Annotated in this window: 11 protein-coding genes; 2 read left to right on the forward strand and 9 right to left on the reverse strand. The window is 42.5% G+C overall.

The window, feature by feature from the left end; all coding sequences use genetic code 11:
* The first annotated feature begins 46 nt into the window (after positions 1-46).
* Both A7968_RS12555 and A7968_RS12560 read left to right on the forward strand, forming a co-directional pair.
* Entirely contained in the window at positions 47-319 is a 273-nt protein-coding gene (locus A7968_RS12555; protein WP_064666925.1) for a type II toxin-antitoxin system TacA family antitoxin, read from the forward strand.
* The gene (locus A7968_RS12560) at positions 316-825 is read left to right on the forward strand and encodes a GNAT family N-acetyltransferase (protein WP_157586735.1); all 510 of its coding nucleotides are present in this window, start codon (positions 316-318) and stop codon (positions 823-825) included. Before A7968_RS12555 ends, A7968_RS12560 begins: the two co-directional genes overlap by 4 nt.
* 580 nt (positions 826-1,405) lie before the next feature.
* Here the strand turns inward: A7968_RS12560 and recD are convergent.
* From recD to A7968_RS12605, 9 genes are all read right to left on the reverse strand, one after another.
* Entirely contained in the window at positions 1,406-3,346 is a 1,941-nt protein-coding gene (gene recD / locus A7968_RS12565) for an exodeoxyribonuclease V subunit alpha (protein WP_064666927.1), read from the reverse strand.
* Entirely contained in the window at positions 3,343-6,918 is a 3,576-nt protein-coding gene (gene recB, locus A7968_RS12570) for an exodeoxyribonuclease V subunit beta (RefSeq protein ID WP_064666928.1), read from the reverse strand. The genes recD and recB overlap by 4 nt, the downstream gene beginning before the upstream one ends.
* Complete coding sequence (gene recC / locus A7968_RS12575) at positions 6,905-10,189, reverse strand: exodeoxyribonuclease V subunit gamma (RefSeq protein WP_064666929.1); 3,285 nt, start codon at positions 10,187-10,189, stop codon at positions 6,905-6,907. Before recC ends, recB begins: the two co-directional genes overlap by 14 nt.
* A gap of 160 nt (positions 10,190-10,349) precedes the next feature.
* Entirely contained in the window at positions 10,350-11,381 is a 1,032-nt protein-coding gene (locus tag A7968_RS12580) for an alkaline phosphatase D family protein (protein ID WP_227008926.1), read from the reverse strand.
* Positions 11,382-11,422: 41 nt separating this feature from the next.
* The gene (locus A7968_RS12585; RefSeq protein ID WP_064666930.1) at positions 11,423-12,550 is read right to left on the reverse strand and encodes an alkaline phosphatase family protein; all 1,128 of its coding nucleotides are present in this window, start codon (positions 12,548-12,550) and stop codon (positions 11,423-11,425) included.
* A 61-nt stretch (positions 12,551-12,611) separates the two neighbouring features.
* Positions 12,612-14,963, reverse strand: coding sequence for a TonB-dependent receptor domain-containing protein (locus A7968_RS12590; protein WP_064666931.1), 2,352 nt, complete (start codon positions 14,961-14,963; stop codon positions 12,612-12,614).
* Positions 14,964-15,083: 120 nt separating this feature from the next.
* Complete coding sequence (locus A7968_RS12595; protein ID WP_227008919.1) at positions 15,084-16,211, reverse strand: EAL domain-containing protein; 1,128 nt, start codon at positions 16,209-16,211, stop codon at positions 15,084-15,086.
* Positions 16,196-16,633 carry a PTS transporter subunit EIIC gene (locus A7968_RS23590; RefSeq protein WP_064666933.1) on the reverse strand — a complete coding sequence of 146 codons (438 nt, stop codon included), beginning with the start codon at positions 16,631-16,633 and terminating at the stop codon, positions 16,196-16,198. The genes A7968_RS12595 and A7968_RS23590 overlap by 16 nt, the downstream gene beginning before the upstream one ends.
* Before the next feature lie 147 nt (positions 16,634-16,780).
* Positions 16,781-17,824, reverse strand: a complete 1,044-nt coding sequence (locus A7968_RS12605; RefSeq protein ID WP_064666934.1) for an alkene reductase — start codon at positions 17,822-17,824, stop codon at positions 16,781-16,783.
* Positions 17,825-17,932 lie beyond the last annotated feature (108 nt).

Here is a 17,932-nt window from a genome sequence, read left to right on the forward strand (position 1 = left end):
ATACTACAATTCGCTTGTGCCACTTTGACACTGAATGGAGATTATTATGACCACTGCATTACCTCGAATTACTGCGCGTGTAGATATGGATACACAAGAACTGCTATCACAAGCCGCAGCTATTGCGGGGATGTCTAGTATTAATTCATTTGTGCTTAGTGCAGCTGTTGAAAAAGCAAAAACGATTATGGAACGTGAGCGTGCCCTACAATTGAGTCAGCAAGATACCATGACTTTAATGGCCGCGTTAGACCAACCGGCCAAACCAAATAGTAAATTACAAAGTGCAGCTACTCGTTATAAAAATAAAACTCAATAATGAATACTGTCCAATTAGATAAAGCTAAACATGACCGAAACCGTTTTGACAGCGGTATTGTCGCACTCAATAATTACTTCAAGGTTATGGCAAGCCAACAAGCTAAGAAAGACAATACGCGTACATTTGTGCTTGAGGATAAGCAATGCCCTGAACACATCATTGGTTTTTATACATTAACAATGACAGCAATTAATCTTCTAGATTTGCCCGTTAAATTACAAAAAAAGCATCACAATGTAACTTCTGGTGGTTTAATTGCACGCTTAGCGGTTGATCATAGATATAAAGGCCAAGGTTTTGGTGAATGGCTGTTAGTTGATGCACTAAAAAAACTATTAATGGCAAGTGATACAATCGCCTTTCCTATCGTCATTGTTGACGCAAAAGACGGTGCTGAGAATTTCTATGAAAAATACGGCTTCACTTCATTTAAAGACGCAGATAACAAATTATTTATCACCATTGCAGATGTTAGAGCGAGTATTGATGAGTTAATTTATTGATTTATAAATGGCCGACATTGTAGAGGGACGGTCAAAAAACACACTGCCGGCAAAGATAATTAAGGCTCTGATGTGTTCTTATACTTTCTTTACAGTAATTAAAACACCTTCGCTAATACTAAAACCATAGCCCCACCCATAGCTTGACCTATCTGAATTAGAGTAATCAGATTTATAACTGCCTGAATTTATATTGCTAATAGAAACAAATTCGAAGCCATCAGCTTCAAGTTTACATATTGACTTAGAAATATCGTCAGCAAGCCTTTATAAATACAACTTTACTTTTGTATTTATGACTACCTTTAGCTTAATCTTCCCCATTATGGTAGTTTATAACACCACAAAACTGCGGTTAATAGTGCTATACAATAAAGCGAATTGGTGATGTATAAAACCTATGCACAAAACATCGCAATCTTATACGCTAAAGCACGTCCTACATATAAATAGATCAATCACGGCTGAAGCCTGTTCCTACAAGGTAAATTAAGCACTGCGCTAATCTCTGCCTCGCAAACTTTACACTTGCTAACTCGCAAACTGAGACTTTCCACTTCACCCTCGCTTACTAGCTTGCTCAGCCCAACGTTAACCTCTCATACAACCCTGATGCTCTGCTTACTGATTTATTCATGGCCATTAATAACACTTTTTTGTCGGCGACAAGTTCGAAGGTGTTTTTGGCGCGGGTGATGCCGGTGTAAACTAACTGGCGATTGATGCCTGCGGTTGCTTGGTTTGCCGGTGGCAACACCATGGCAGTGTAGTTAAATTCAGAGCCTTGTGATTTATGAATCGTCATTACATACACTTTGTCGTGGGCGGGCAATCGCGCTGGCGAAAATGCCCGTTCACTGCCCTGCTCGTCGATAAATACTGCTTTTAATTGGCCGTTTTCATCAAGCATTAAAATACCGATATCACCGTTGAATAATTTTAGCTGATAGTCGTTTTGCGCAATCATTATTGGCATGCCCACATAATGGCGCTGATCAGAATTTAAGGTTATTAAGCCTAGTTGTGCAAGTTGCTTTTCAATGCGATGATTTAAATTATTTACGCCATAATCACCTTCGCGCACAGCGGCTAACAGCTGGTAGCTGGAAAACGCTTTATGTACTGCGGCACTACTTGCTTGCTGGGCAATTAATTGCAGATACTCGGCGTATTTACTAGCAGCACTTTGCACCAATTTATCAAGTGGTTGGCTGACTAAATCATAATCAAAAATCACATCCTTAAATGCGCCGCTGTTTACCTCTTGCTCTACGTAATTGAGCTTGCCACTGTTATTGGTATTCACCGCTTGTGCTAATTGGCCAATACCGCTTTTTGCATCAAAGCGATAACTGTGTTGTAAAAATGCAATACAATCAGCAAGTTTAAAATCACTTGGATTACTTTGCAGTTTATCTGCGCCGTTAAAGCATAACTGATTCAGCTCTGCGCAGCGCTCAACAGAATAACTTGGTGTTTGGTCAAGCACTAAGCCTTGGCATAGGTCGCTCATTACACTGCCAGTATCTACCGAGGCAAGTTGGTCTTTATCACCCAATAAAATGAGCCGCGCGTGAGCTGGTAATGCTTCAATGAGCTTTGCCATCAATGATAAATCAACCATTGAAGCTTCATCGATGATCAACAAATCAACGTGTAATGGGTTGGCCGCTGAATGCCTAAATTTATTTGTAAAGGGTTTAACCCCGAGTAAACGGTGAATCGTCTGGGCACTTTGTGGTATTAAGGTTTTTATATGCTCGGGAATACTGGTGAGTTTATCTTTTGCGCCTAGTATTGATTCACTCAAGCGTGCTGCCGCTTTACCCGTCGGTGCCACCAGCTTAATACTCAAAGGAGCATGTTGATAAAGTGACTGTAATATTGCTAATAATTTTGTCACTGTAGTGGTTTTACCTGTACCAGGGCCACCTGTGATCACACTAAACCCTTTAGTCGCCGCCATTGCACACGCTACTTTTTGCCAGTCTATTTTTTGCGGATCAGTGCTATCGGTTTGCTCCGTTGGAAAGTAGTGTTCAAGCAACTGCGCGAGTGCATGGTTATCAACCGTCACTGTTTGTTGGCTCATCTGTAATAAACGTTGTGCAAGGGTATGCTCGTACCCTGCGAGGCGGGCAAAGTACAGTCGGTTATCAAATAACAACAAGGGTTTTTCAGGGCCAACACTGGCATGATGTTGTAAGCAAATAAGTGCCTGTTCGGTGCTAAAGCCATCATTAAATGGGCTTAAGCTATCTGGCACGCTTAGTACCAGCTGGCTAAACTCTGCTTGGCGTAAATTAAACGGATTTTGCCAATCAAGGTCGTGCAACGTTAAGCAGCTATGTTGGCTTTGTTGTGCATTACTGAGCAATAAAATCAGGTAAAAAACATCATCATGTTGATGTTCACAAAGTAATTCCGCTAGTTTTATATCAACCATGCGCACACGATTTTCACTGAGCAAATAATCCAGTAATGGCACTATTACAGGGCTAGTTTGTTGTTCGGTGTTCATAACATGGTTCCTTCACTAAACAAGCCATCTAAAATCAGCACTTGCGCTGTGGTTAGCTTTTTAAAATACACGCCTTTACCCTCGCTCATGCCACGTAAAAAGGTGTAATACACGCCGCCTAAATGTTGCTCTATGCGGTAATTAGGTAGCCGTTGTTTTAATAACCGATGCAAAGCCACGGTATAAATTAAATACTGTAAATGATACTGATGGCTGCTCATTGCTTGCTCTAGGGCATCTTGCTCGTAATCACTTGCTTGGCTACCTAAGTAATTTGATTTGTAATCTAAAATATAATACTGATCGTCATAGCAAAATATTAAATCAACAAAGCCTTTAAGCAGGCCTTTGACATCATAAAAATCCAACCGGCTTTGATTAAAAGCAAACTCTTTAATTAATACCGCATTTAATTGCTTGGCTGATAAGTGACTCAGTGGCAAGTTAAATTCCATCTCCACTAAACATTGCTGCGGGGTTAACACAGCAAGGCTCAAGCCTTGTTCGTTCAATGGGCAATGTAGCGCATCGAGTATCCATTGCTCAGTGGTTGCTTGCCACTGCTCGCTAATGTGGTATTTTTTTAAACTGCGCTCAACCACAGCTGCTAGGTTTTGCTCTGCGTTAGTCGGGTGAACTGCTGGCTGGGTAAAATCGAGTTGCTCAAAAATTTCATGCAAACAACTGCCTGGTTTTGCGCCTTTAGGGAAGCTATATGGCGAGAGTATTGCATCTTGCTGGGCGGCAAACTCGTCTTTTTCGTGATCTTCATCACTGCGCCCGGGCTCTATATGATCGGTGTACTTTTTAAAACTCAAGGCACTAAAACTGGTGGCGCGCCAATTACGTTCAATACGGGCATTAACCTGATTAACAGTGAGTGTTTCACTGGCAGCTTGGCTGCTGGTAAACGTTAATACGCCCTGCTCGGCAAGTTGCTCTGAGTTAAATTGCTGATAGCCCATTGCGTGATTTTCAGCACAAAACGCTTGCAAATGCTCACGCCACACTTGGCTGCTGGTAATGTCTAAGCCTGCAAATAATACATGCCCTAACGAGCTACTTTGTATTGCTAAGCGGCTGCTTTGTCCTTGGCCAAGGTTATACAAGCCAATGGCACAAAAATGCACAGCACGAGTTAGTGCTACGTATAACAAGCGCAAGTCTTCGGCTAAGCGCTCTTGTTGGGCTTTTTGTAGTGCGTCTTCAGTTTTACTTAAATCGTAAATCAGCTTACCATCTTGATGATAAAGCGCGTCTTTGGTTTCCCGAAAGCCACTGGCAAACGGCATAAACACCAACGGATATTCAAGCCCTTTTGATGCGTGCATGGTCACTATTTTCACTAAGTTAGCGTCACTTTCTAAGCGCACTTGCACCGCTTCGCCGTCTTGCTGGCTAACCTTTTGCGCAAACCAACGCAGTAAACGCAGCGTGCCTTCCAGCTCAATTTGCTTTTGCTGCAGTATTTCAGCCAAATGCCTAAAGTCAGTTAACCAACGTTCAACGTTATAGCCTAAGCCCTGCCATTTAGCGCTCAGCTGATTATGGCTAAGTAACTGTTCCATCATCGCCATGGCACCTTGTTTGTGCCAAATTTCGCTCAGGGAGGCAAAAAAGCTTAAATACTGTTGCCACTGGGTTTCGTCTTCATGCAACGCATATATGGCATTATAACTGAGGCAAAATAACGGCCCTGCTAATACCCCGCGCAGTAACGACTCATCATATTGGCCATGTAAGGCTGTTAAAAAATTCAGTAAATGGTGGCTTAACTCTTGATTAAACACGCTATCACGCGACAAATACACGCTGGCAATATGTGCCTCGCTAAGGGCTTTTTTCATTATTTGCGCTTCAACACGGTCGCGCACCAAAATACAAATATCGGCAGCTGTAATAGGTGTTGTACCTATACAAGCTCGCCCTTGGGCAGCTTGCTCCAGCAAAGTGACTATTTTATTGGCAAAATACTGCGCTAATTGTTGCTGACCAAAGCCTTTGCTGGTTGGTTTGTTTTTTTCATCTGCGGCGGAGTCTGCAAACACACAAAACTCAAAGGCAGTGGCAGGCTTGCCATCGAGTAAAAATGACTTATCGGCTTGTTTACCTTTTGCTGCGACTGGGTTAAATGGAATGGCGTCATTATAAATAAAGCTATTAGCGTGTTTACCAAATAGCTGGTTTACGCTTTGTACTACATCGCTACTGGAGCGAAAGTTAGTGCCTAAGGTAAATTGCTGCTCGTTTACAACCGCCTGCTTTGCACCAATGTAAGTAAAAATATCCGCGCCCCTAAAACCATAAATAGCCTGTTTTGGGTCGCCAATCATGGCGAGGGTGGTATTTTCTTGGCCATAAATTTTACTAAAAATGCCGTACTGAATGGGATCCGTATCTTGAAACTCATCAATCATTGCCACCGGAAATAGCTGCGCTATTTTTTGCGCCAATGTATCGCCTTGCTCACTTTGTAGCGCACTGTGTAAGTTGCTAAGTAAATCATCAGGGGTGATCACACTTTGCTCTTGCTTGCGTTTTACTATAGCGGTTTTTACCCAGCTTGCAGCATGTTGCGCAATAGCAATCGCTAAGCCTTGATTTACTGTGGCAGTCAGTGCTGCGAGCTCATCAAATTCTGCGACCAACGGATGAGTAAATAACGGCTGATTTTTTTTATAATTACTGGCATCGATGAGGCTATCGCTGCCCCACACCGCAAACGAATATTTGCTGGTGCCAAACTCAAAAAATACCTCGTCGCCTAAACAAAATTCTTCCAGCGCTTGTAAGCTGCCTTTACGCGCCGGTGTTTTTGAACCACTCAGCCCTGAACCTTTAATTGCAGCAATAAACTCGCTCTCTAAACAGGCTTTTTTAAAGCTAGGTACTTTTGCTAAATATTGCTCGCGGGCTTGCCACACATCCTCTAACTTTATTTGTGGTGTGATCTGCGCATTGCCTTTATTTAAAATACTCGACACCTGTGAGAACAACTGCTCTGGCGCGGCGAACACTTTTAATATGGCATCGGTTTTTTCTTTATCTAGCGGGTATACAAAGGCACGCCAAAAATCTTTAATGGTCTCAAGCAGAATATCGCGCTCATCGAGGATAAATTCTAAATTAAACGCCACGCCAGATTCAAACGCATGCTGTTTAAGCATCCGTTGGCAAAAACCATGTATGGTAAAAATTGCCGCTTCGTCCATTGATTTAGCCGCCGCATCGAGTAAGTCAAAGGCACGGTGTTTATCGTCAATTGCAGCAATTACGCCGCTTATCAGCTCATCATCAGGGTCTTGACCAAGCAAGGCATCGCGGGCGGCAATAATACGGCTACGCACCCTGTCTTTAATTTCTTGGGTGGCGGCATCGGTAAACGTCACCACCAATATTTGCTCAACACTGAGCGGCACATTAACGGCGGCAGTGCGTTCATCAGCGTTTTGCATACCGAGCAAATAACGTAAATATAAACCCGTTATGGTATAGGTTTTACCGGTACCGGCACTGGCTTCAATCAGGCTCTGCCCTGTTAGCGGCATAGTGAGTGGGTTAAGCGCTTGCATAGTCACTCTCCTTGGCGTGAGCAAATAATGGTGCCAGCAGTTGCTCGCTCCAGTTTATAAATTCGTCTTGGCAATCGGCTAACGACTGCACAGTTAAGCGAATATAAGGGTCTTCCCCCTCGCCACGGCCAATGTATTGCGGGCTAAATTTACTCATTGCTTTGTTTATATCACCGCCGCTTTTAATGTATTCATAACCACTAACCGGAAAAAACGCCACCGGAGCTTGTCGTAACGCTTTATACAAAGCAAACCAATCGGCTAACAGCGCATCGGCAGCTGCTTTGCTAAGTGGCGCAAAACTAATTTGTTTATCAAGGCCCAGCAGTAAAGTTTCAACGTTTTGCTGCATGCTTTGTGCTGCTAAATGATAAATAAAGCCTTTGATCAGATCTTTGGCTTTAATGCTGGCACTGCGGTAAAACACCTGCTTTTGCAAATACACTTGGTTTAACCAGCCTTCTACTTGGGTGCTTTCAAGAATTAACTTAACCTCAATCGGCTCACTTTTGCCGCCCTTTATTTGCTCTTTCACTTGCCCTGCGAGTGCATCAACGCGGTGCTGCATACTGTCGTAAATAATGTCGCCCACATTAGCTTGCGGTAAATCTCCGCGCTGTAGTATTTGTGCAGTGCTGAGCGGTTGCTCGTTAATATTTGCTTGCAGTATTTCATCAAGATAAAAGTAACGCTTTAGTGCATCTAAACTAAATGGCTCTTCGTCTTTAGCCACTTCATTAAATTGCGGTAAGCGCAAACCTAAACTTTGTTGATAAAAGCTCTCTTGAGCATGGCAGACACTGCGAATAAACACATCAAGATCAAGCTGCTCAGGCGCACTAACATTAAGGGCTGTTGCAGGCTCTGGCATTATTGGCGCAGTAGGTAGCCAAATTGGATTATAGCTGTGATCACTTTGCAGCGTGTGGTTTAAACTTGGTTGATAATACTGGCTATTAAAGGGCTGCAAATGCTGCTGGGTAATTAAGCTCTCTGGTAATTTTTTATCGACTTGTTCAGCGTATACAAAGCTGCGACCAATGTATTCTAATAACTCGCTAACCAAGGTTGATGGCATGCGCGGTTGGTTATCAAAACACGAGCGACCAATGTAGCTCATATACAAATTATCGCGGGCACTGAGCAGTGCTTCTAAAAACAAATAGCGATCATCCAATTTACGTGATCGGTCACCTTTTTGTTTTTTAGAATACGGCACTAAATCAAAACCAATTGGTTGCACAGTGCGCGGATAGTCAGCATCATTTAGACCAAGCATACACACCACTTTAAATGGCACTGCGCGCATTGGCATTAGTGTACAAAAGTTTACTTGGCCAACTAAGAATCGCTGCCCTACGCCTTTTTCTTGAATACCTTGTTTGATTAAATCACTCACAATACGCTGCGACACGGCTTGGCTGTAATCGCCATTGTCGTGGTGCTTTTTCAGCTCGTCGAGCACGTTTTGCAGCACTAATAAATCCCAGCTATCGTCACTGTCGCTTTCATAAATTTCGGTTAATAGATTTGCCAAAATAGCGGCTTTGTTGGTCAACGTATCATCTGGGCTTAGTTGCTCTTTATAGTGTTGTAATACATCAATAAAATGTACTAATTTATTGAGTGTATCAAGCGCCATGCCTTCCACTTCATCGGCGCTGTAAATCCCTCTGTAAGGGCATTGCTCGTCGCGCTGCGCAATCCCCAGCAATAATCGGTTTAAACCATGTTGCCAGGTATTGAGCTCTATAGCGGGCAAATCAAAGCTGTGTTTATGCTCAGCGTTGATGCCCCATTTAACGCCAACGCGTTCCAGCCAATACTGAATTTGCTCGTACTCATGAGCTTCAACACTGAACTTTTCGGCTATTTGGCTCACTTGTAATAAGTCGAGAATATCTGACACCCCAAAGCGCGAAAACGGTAAATTAGCTAGGCTTGCAAACGAACTAAGCACCGGCTTTTCTTGCTCAATGGCTAAATCGGCCAACGCATAAGGGATAAAGCGCTCGTGTTGCGCACCACCAAACACCGCTTCAATATAAGGGCTATAAGTGCCTACATCGGGCATCATGACGATGATGTCTTTCGGTGTTAGGTGTTTATTCTGGTTAAACAGATTGAGTAAATAGTCGTGTAAACGCTCTACTTCTCGAAGCGGTGTATGGCAGTCGCTGAGGGTAATGCTGGTGTCGTTACAGCTTATTGGCAATTTGCCTTCATCATTAATAAACCAAGCCTTGTCTTCGCTTAGTGATTCGCCTTTAAACGCCAGCTGATAAATTTCACTTTGAATTTGGCCAAGTAAGCTGTCATCAAATACATCAATAAAACCATCAAGCCAATTGGCGTCTAACTGTACTAGTTGCTCAAAGTAATCACGGCCGAGTTTCCCCCACGACGATAGCAGCGGGTTACCAATAAAATAGTAATCTTGATCGGGTTTAGATTGCGCGTCTAACAGAGGTTTGATGGCATATTTAGCGGTGATTTTTGCGGCGGTTTTTTCATCAACGACATCACCCCAATAGTGCGCACTGGGGTTAAAAAAGAATAAGTTAACTTCTGTTTTTTGACTTAAAGCTGTAAACACCTCAAGTTGTGAGCTGGCAATCGCAGATATACCAAATAAATTAATGCGTTTAGGTAATAAACTAGCGTCCATCAATTCAAGCGCGTTGAGCAGCTTACCTTGCATATTAGCGCGATGGAATTGGCTTTGGCCAAGTTCTTTACTGTGCTCAACAATGCGTCGCCACAGATCAGGCTGCCATGGCGCTATGCTTATGTCTACATCGTCTAGTTTATCAACGCCGCTGTCCCAGGTTGCGATCCAGTGCGGCCGATACATTAAATATTGGTCGTACACGTCGGCAATTTTTTCACACAGTGCAAAGGTTTTTTGCCCGTCGCTGTCGCCCGCTAAATAGGTTTTCAGCGGTAAATACAGCGGTTCATCAATGCAACTTGGTAATATGGCAAACAGTTTCCAAGCAAGGTTAGACTTATTAAACGCCGATTCTTTGGGCACATTAGGCAATAACTGCTGGTATAACTGCCAAATAAAGCTTGATGGCAATGGGAACTCCACCTGCGCAGCAATACCGAGCTGCTCACTCAAACCAATTTTAAGCCACTGCGACATCCCTGGTGATTGTACCAGCACCACTTCTTTGTCAAACACACTAGGTAAGGGATTTAACTTTAACAGTTGATGAAACTGCGCTTGCAGGGCTTCCATCCGGTTTGATTGAATAATATTAAGCATGGCGACACTGTTGTTGCTTGAGATAAAACCAGTGTAAGATATTTTCAATTACAGGGGTAGCCAAAGTCGTTAATTGGCTTTAATAAATCAGATGCTTAGCTTGATATTTAAACGCAGTAAACTCACAGCTGCAATCCATAATGCTGTGAGCCTAGCATTGTTATTTATACGGGCTAATACTCGACAAACTAAATTGGCTTTGCATAATAGTTTTGCCATCAATGCCTTTAAGCTGTAATGAAATAGCTGGATCTTCTTGTTGCCAATCAATGCTTAAATCACCGTAGTTTACTTCATGGGTAAATTGCCCAACGCGGTGCTTATTGGGGCTGACGTCTTTCCATTTTTCAGTCAACCCTGAGCTGGTCATTTCAGTTAATGGGTAATCGAGGTTGGCACTGTATTTTGAAATTTCTCCCCAGTGTGTATCACCACTGATAATAATCACCCCATTTACGCGGTGTTTTTTAATAAGTGTGAATAAACGCGCGCGGTCCTCAGGAAAATTAGCCCATGATTCCCAGCCTGTAAAGTCAGGCAACAACTGCAAACTTGAGCTAATCAGTTTTATTGCTGCGGGCTTTTTCAGTTCTTGCTCAAGCCATTGCCACTGCGCCTCACCCAGCATCGACGCGCCTTTTACCTCAGTTGGGCTGTATGGGCCTTGATTGTTTGCTTTACGTTTAGTGTGATATTCGGCTTCGCTAACAGGATTAAGTGCATCACGATTCCAACGTAGATCAGGCATGATCACCTGCACTGTTTGCTCGCCTTGTCCATACCTGTACGAAGTATAAATACCATCAGCACGAGTACGCCTAATGGATGCTTTTGGCTCTTGGAAGAAATCGAGCATAATTTGCCGAGATTGCTGTTTATGTGGGTATTCTTTGCCCGCATCGTTTTGGCCAAAATCGTGATCATCCCACATGGCGATAATCGGCGTTTGCGCTCTGAGTGTTTTAAAGCCCGGTTTTGCCCCTAGCTTTTGATACTTATCAGCCAATACTTGCATATGGTTAGTGTCACCATAAATGTTATCCCCTAAAAAGATAAACAAATCGGCATTCTCTTTATTGATCGCATCAAAAATGGGAATCGCTTTATCTTGATGACCGCAGGATCCAAACAGAATTTTTTGTGGCGTAGTTATTTGCTCTGATGAACTAAACGCGGTAAAACTCATTAACATGCTTGCCAGCAGCGTTGTTGTGATCATAGTGCTTACAGACTTCATTTTAATACCTCAGCGATCGCCGGTGCCATGTTAGGATTTATCTGTTGTGGGCTTTCGCCCAGTGCTGTTAATACGGTAGCAGCAACTTGCGCTTGTTTAAGCTCGGTTTTGGTTGTAACTAAACCGGTGGCTTTAATAGCAGGACCCATTGCTGCAAACCAAATATGTTCAGAGCCAATTATGCCCTCAGGAAACGCTTTACGCCCTTGCTCTGAGTTTGCTAACGCTTGTTTTGAGCTATGGTGTTGCCAATCATTAGCGTGACTGCCACGGCCATGATCTGTGGTGATGATCAAGGTGGTGTTGTTTTTATAGCCCGGCGTTGTTTGAATGGTTTGCCATAAGTCTTGAATAAATGCATCACTTTGCTTAGCTGACTTTAAATAATGATCGTAAGCGCCATCATGGGCAAAATCATCGGTTTCACCTAAGCTTATCACCAATAATTTAGGCTTATTAGCCAACATATACGCTTTAGCAAACCGGTAGGTAAAACTATCAAACCGGACATTGTGCCAAGGGCTTGGGATCTCATTTTGCAGCGCATTTAACAGCGCCGCATCTTTTGATAAACCCTCGGCAATTGGCATAAAGCCGGCATTGACATACACGCCACTGCGCTGATCATTCACAATAAACGGGAATACATCCCAACTGCCAAATAATGCCGTTTTGTGTTTATATTCAGGCTGTTGCTCAAGCAGTTCAAGCATGGTTTGATTTGGGTTTAAGATTTTATCATTACTGTTAATGCCCTCATCAACAAACCCCGTTAAAATTTCGTTGTAGCCTGGGTATGAGAAATACCACGGATTACTGACCGACATCTTGGAGTTATTATTTCTGTCGCCAATAATCGCTCCTTGTTTAGCCACCGTTTGCGCTATAAAAGGCATTAACAATTGTTGACGTTGTTTACTGTCTTCATGCCAGAATTCAGCCTTAAGTTGTTCGCTGTGTTTAACAAACTCAGGGTTGTTGAGTAAATTAGCATCCGCGCCGTTAAACACCTCTTGCCAGCGCACGCCATCAAGCGTGACTAACACTACATTTTGCGTGGCAACTGCCAATTGGCTGGTTAACAGCACTATGCCTAGTAAATTTAGTTTGATTAATTTTTTCATTTTTCACCTATAAAAATAGCAAAAAGCCCATCAATGATGGGCTTTGTGTTTACACTATAGCTTAGAAATTAGCAGTAAATGTCAGTGCCGCTGTGCGCGGTGCACCAATAAAATAAGTAGAGCCATTGCCTGTGCCACCAGCAAGGTATTGTTTATCTGTTACATTAGTCACTGCAAAGGCAATATCGATTGATTTAAATGCCCCTGCATTTACTTCTGCGTAGTAGCCTGCGTTAAAATCAATCACGGTATAACCATCAATTTCGTTACGAGCACGGGTTTGTTCATCGGTCCATGCACCTAAACGCTCACCCGTATATTTAGCTGAAACACCAAAGCGGAAATCACCACTGTAGTAATCAGTAGAGAGCACGAACATATCACTTGGAGCATCAATAACATCATCACCCGCTCTAAAGCTTGGTCCTGCACCATCAATTAGCTCACCGTTTGCATATGAACTTGGGTCGTCAGAGGCATATTCAGAGCTATTGTTAGTGTAAGATGTGTAGATATTCCACTCATTGGTTAACATATAACTTGCTGATAACTCAAAACCTTGTGATTCAATACCGCCCACATTAATGTACGAACCATTAGTGCCTATAGTGTAATCAATACCGCTGGTATCACTACCCGGGGCAATAAAAGTAATACGGTTTTCAAACTCAATTGAATAAGCGGTTGCTGTAAGGCTTAAACGGTCAGCGTTATAACGTACACCAAAGTCAATATTCTCAGCGGTTTCTGGCTCAATATCGGTAAGCGTTGAGCTGTCGCGCTCAAGTACGCCATCTTTAATTGCTGCAAAGTTTTCGCTGTAACTGGTAAATAACTCGGTGCTGCTATTAAGCTGATAAAGCACACCGGCACTAAAGAGTACGTCTGAATCACTGTTTACTTTATCTGAGCTGATATCATTAAAGTGGTCGTATTTTTGTAACTCAACGAGGTATTGCTTAGCACCAATATTTAAGGTGAAATCACCCAGCGCCATTGAGTCTTGCACGTACCATTTGAAGGTGTCGGTATCAAAGGTGTTTTTGTACTGAGTCCAATAGGGTGTGCTGTCAAAGTGATGATAGACACGAGCATCAATTACTTTATGCCAATCACGCGATTCATCGCGCTCTGATTGTTCATACCAAATACCTGCTTCAATATCGTGCATACCAAGCGTTAGTTGGTAATTAGCGGTTAAACCTAAACGGTTTTTATCATAATGAGTATGACGATACGACATCACCGGTGTGGCTTCTGCTGAGTAACATGCTGGGTTTAAGCCAGGGCCCGACTCCCACGGCCAACTTAAGCTTTGCGTGCAACCTTCGTTTGGCGTAAGCGGCTTGCCATCACTATCAACAAACCCATACGAGCCGGCATTACTGCCGCCTTCAGTGGTTGGGTTACCATTTTCATCAACAGGTGAGGTTAAATACGGTGGGATCCAGTCGCCTCGCCCTGAGTTTTTATGATAATACGGGCTGACTGTCAGTAATGATGACGGTGAAATAGCGTATTCAAACTTTAAATAACCTAGGGTGTTTTCGCGTAACGTGCCCCAACCTTCTGCAAACATTTGGTCAAAGTGAGGAGTGCCTGTCCAATTCCACGTTAGTTGATCCCAATCTGGCGTTTGTGCAAATTGTTCAAGGCTTACGCTGTTGTAGTTTGTTTCGCTAACATCGTCATACGACAAGCGCCCTGTCAGGGTTAACGCGTCAAAGTTTGATACAAATTTAAGCTCAGCATGTTGGTTATCTTTACCACCATTGCTGCCATCGCCTATCCAGCGGCTGGTATCAGTTTGCGAGTAACTCACATAGGCTTGAGTGTTGTTAAAAATGCTGCCTGTTTCATGTTTAAAGTAATAACGTGAGGCATTATGATCGCCATTGGTATAAGCAAAAGTGGTGCTTTTTTCAAGGCTTGGGTCTTTACTGACAAAGTTAAACGTACCACCTAAAGCCTCAAGTGAAGCTGATGCGATATCTGAGGTACCTTGGCCTACTTCTACCGTGGCTAAATTTTCGCTGTCTAAATAACGGTTCGCTTTTGCCCCGCCACCATAATTAGAGCCACCATTTGGAATGCCATCAACAGTCATACCTAATTGCTGTTGGTTGCCGTCAATGCTAAAGCCACGCATGGTGATCGTGGTTGACCAATCATCACCACCAAATGCATCACCTTCGTTAATACTGATACCAGGCAAGTTATCAATCACCGCCAATACACTTGATACTGAACTTTGTTGCTCGATCATTGATTGTTCAATCACACTATTGGCGTAACTGGTTGGTTTAGCCACTACAGTGACTTCTTCTATTTCATTATTATTGGCAAAGCTATTTGTTGAAAAAGCCAAAGCGATAGCAAGGCTCAGAGTTGATTGTTTTGTCAAAGTACGCATTGTTGTCCCATTTGCAATTGTTGTTTTGAATGCGGGCACAGTATGGCGGGAATTTGTGACAAAACAGGTACATATTCTTGACACAATGATTAAACAAATATAGAACTTTTATGGCAACTCTTAGACTTCGTTAGCATTATTGCGGGTTTGGGTAAAACTTATCACTTCATTACGTAACATTGCGGGAGCGTACAACCAGCCTTGTGCTGTCGTGATCCCTAAACTCCTCACCCACTGCTCTTCCTCAGGTGTTTCTATGCCTTCGGCTACAACAGCAAAGCCAAGCTTGGCAAATAACTCGGTAACTTGTTGATAAAGAATTCGCCCTGCATCTTGCTGACATTGCAATAAAAACTGGCGGTCTAATTTAACATGCTTGACCGGAAAATGAGTCAGCATAGATAAACTTGAGTAGCCTGTGCCAAAATCATCCAGCACGGTTTCGATATTATGCTCGCGCAGCTTATTTATATTCTGCGTCACGATGATTTGTTGCTCTAGATAGCTTGATTCGACAATTTCGATTTTCACTTGATCAGCAAATTCAACAAACAGCTGGCAAATTTTCTCAACCATAGCGGTGTTGGTCAGTACATCAGGATTAACATTGATACTGATGTTGGGCTTAAAACCCACCTTGCGCCACTGAGTTAAATCACGGGCTGCTTGCTTAATTACCCAGTCATCGATGATATTGGTTTGCTTGTGTATGATCAGGGTATCTAAAAAATAAGGCCCCGAGACACTGCCATCGTTATTGTGTAAGCGTAGTAATGCTTCAAAACCAATTACATGCCCAGAGTTTAAATCGATTTGTGGCTGGTAATACAAGGCAAGCCTTGCGTTTGAAATAGTATTTAGCACAGTGGTCAGTTGTGCGCTGGAAAGGTTCTGCGCTTGTTGTTGCTTGATAAAACGCTGCTCAGAGTCCGCGACAAACCGCTCACTGACATTTAATTGGCTACTGAGTTTATTGAACGCCATTTGGTAATTATTTTTTTCACTGCTTAAGCGTAAAAATGGATAATAAATACAGGCATTACAAATAATCAAAAACACTTGGTATAAAGGCGCGATTGCATCTGTGCCAACCATAGCACCATTGATGATGGTGGGCGTCATCCAACTAATGGTCACTTCTTGGTAATCTATTACGCCACTGGAGAGTAAAAAATAACTGATCAAAAAGTTAAAGCACGGCACTAAAATAAAAGGCACTAATAACATAGGATTTAGAAATACCGGCAATGCAAATAACTGGTTAAAGTTGGTACTAATACAGCGTAAGCCGATGCACCTTCACCGTTGACTGCCAATTCACCATTTGTAAATGTTAAAAAGTCACTGTGCGCACAAAAGCTCACTAACGCTAACATACTGCCAACTACTGCGCTGTTACCAAGGTTCTTAGATAAGTGAAAACCTACCGACAGTGCAACCATCAATGGCAGTAATGTAAAGATGATATTTGAGCTGTGCTCAATAACGCTGTACAGGAAATCGCTGGGGGATAAAATGGCAAAATTAACGGCAAGGTTTAATACTAGAATGGCCAGTGCTGAACTTACAAAATAAGGGATCAATGCAATAAATGCTTCGCGTAATGAAATTATATAGCGCGATTGAGCAAACACAGAAAACAGCGTATTAAGTTGCTTTTTAACCAACAAAGTAGTTCCCAAAGTTAATTTATCTAATGGAGTATAATTTATTTATCCTGTTATAGTTAATTATTTAAAACATCATCTTACACAGTGTTTCATGCAAAAAAATACCACCGATAATGGTGGTATATAACTTATGCTGAATAACTTAGCTTAAATAAGTTCAGCCAACATACTTTCATCGTATGCAACTAACTGTTCATTATTAGCAATTTTGCTCACATAATCTGGGTTTGCGATAAAAGGACGACCAATCGCAATTAAATCAAATCTATTGTCATTTATCGCAGCTTTAGCACTGTCATAATCATAACTGCCTACGCCAACCAAGGTGCCTGTAAAATGCTCGCGTAAATATTCAGAGGTAGTTTTATTGCCAAGGCTTGCAAAACGCATGCTGTCATCAAAAATACCACCGTGTAAGTAAGCCAGTTTGCGCGTGTTTAGCTGAGCAAGTAAGTAATCAAATACACCTTGATCACGTTCATCTTCACTCATATTAAAATAAGCACCAGGCGATAAACGCAGTGCTGTTTTATCTGCACCAATTGCGGCAATAACACCATCAACTACTTCTAACGCAAAGCGTGCCATATTTTCAGGTGTTTGCCCGTATTGATCAGTGCGCTCATTGGCTGCGAAATGTAAAAACTGATCAATCAAATAACCATTGGCACCGTGGATTTCAACACCGTCAAACCCTGCTTCTACTGCATTTTCAGCCGCTTTTGCGTAATCAGCAACTAAACCTTTAATATCTTCAAGGGTGGCCGCTTTTGGTGTTTGGTAAGTTAACTCACGCATCCGTGGTACTGAGCCTTGTACACCAATGGCTGATGGTGCTAAGACTTCGCCGTCAAAGAAGTGTGGATGTGCTACACGGCCTACATGCCATAGTTGAGCAAATATTTTACCGCCGTTAGCGTGTACTGCGTCGGTTACTTTTCTCCAGCCTTGAATTTGCTCGCTGGTAAATAAACCTGGTGTATTCGGGTAACCTTGTGCATCAGGGCGAATAATCGTGGCTTCGCTGATAATTAAGCCCGCATCTGCACGGCGCGCATAATAGTCAACCATGGCTTGCGTTGGTACTAAGTTATCGTCTGCCATACAACGCGTTAATGGCGCCATCAGTATGCGGTTTTGTAATGCTATGCTGTTATTCAGTTTAAATGGTTGCAGTAGTTCTGTGGTCATTTTTTTAATCCTTATCTTGAATATATATTCAAGATAAGGGCGTGCCCTAAAATATTCAAGTCTATTTTTGAATATTTGTTCAAGATTAAGTAAACTGCCTTCACCAAC

The organism is Pseudoalteromonas prydzensis (genome assembly GCF_001661495.1).
GTDB classification, from domain to species: Bacteria; Pseudomonadota; Gammaproteobacteria; order Enterobacterales; family Alteromonadaceae; genus Pseudoalteromonas; species Pseudoalteromonas prydzensis.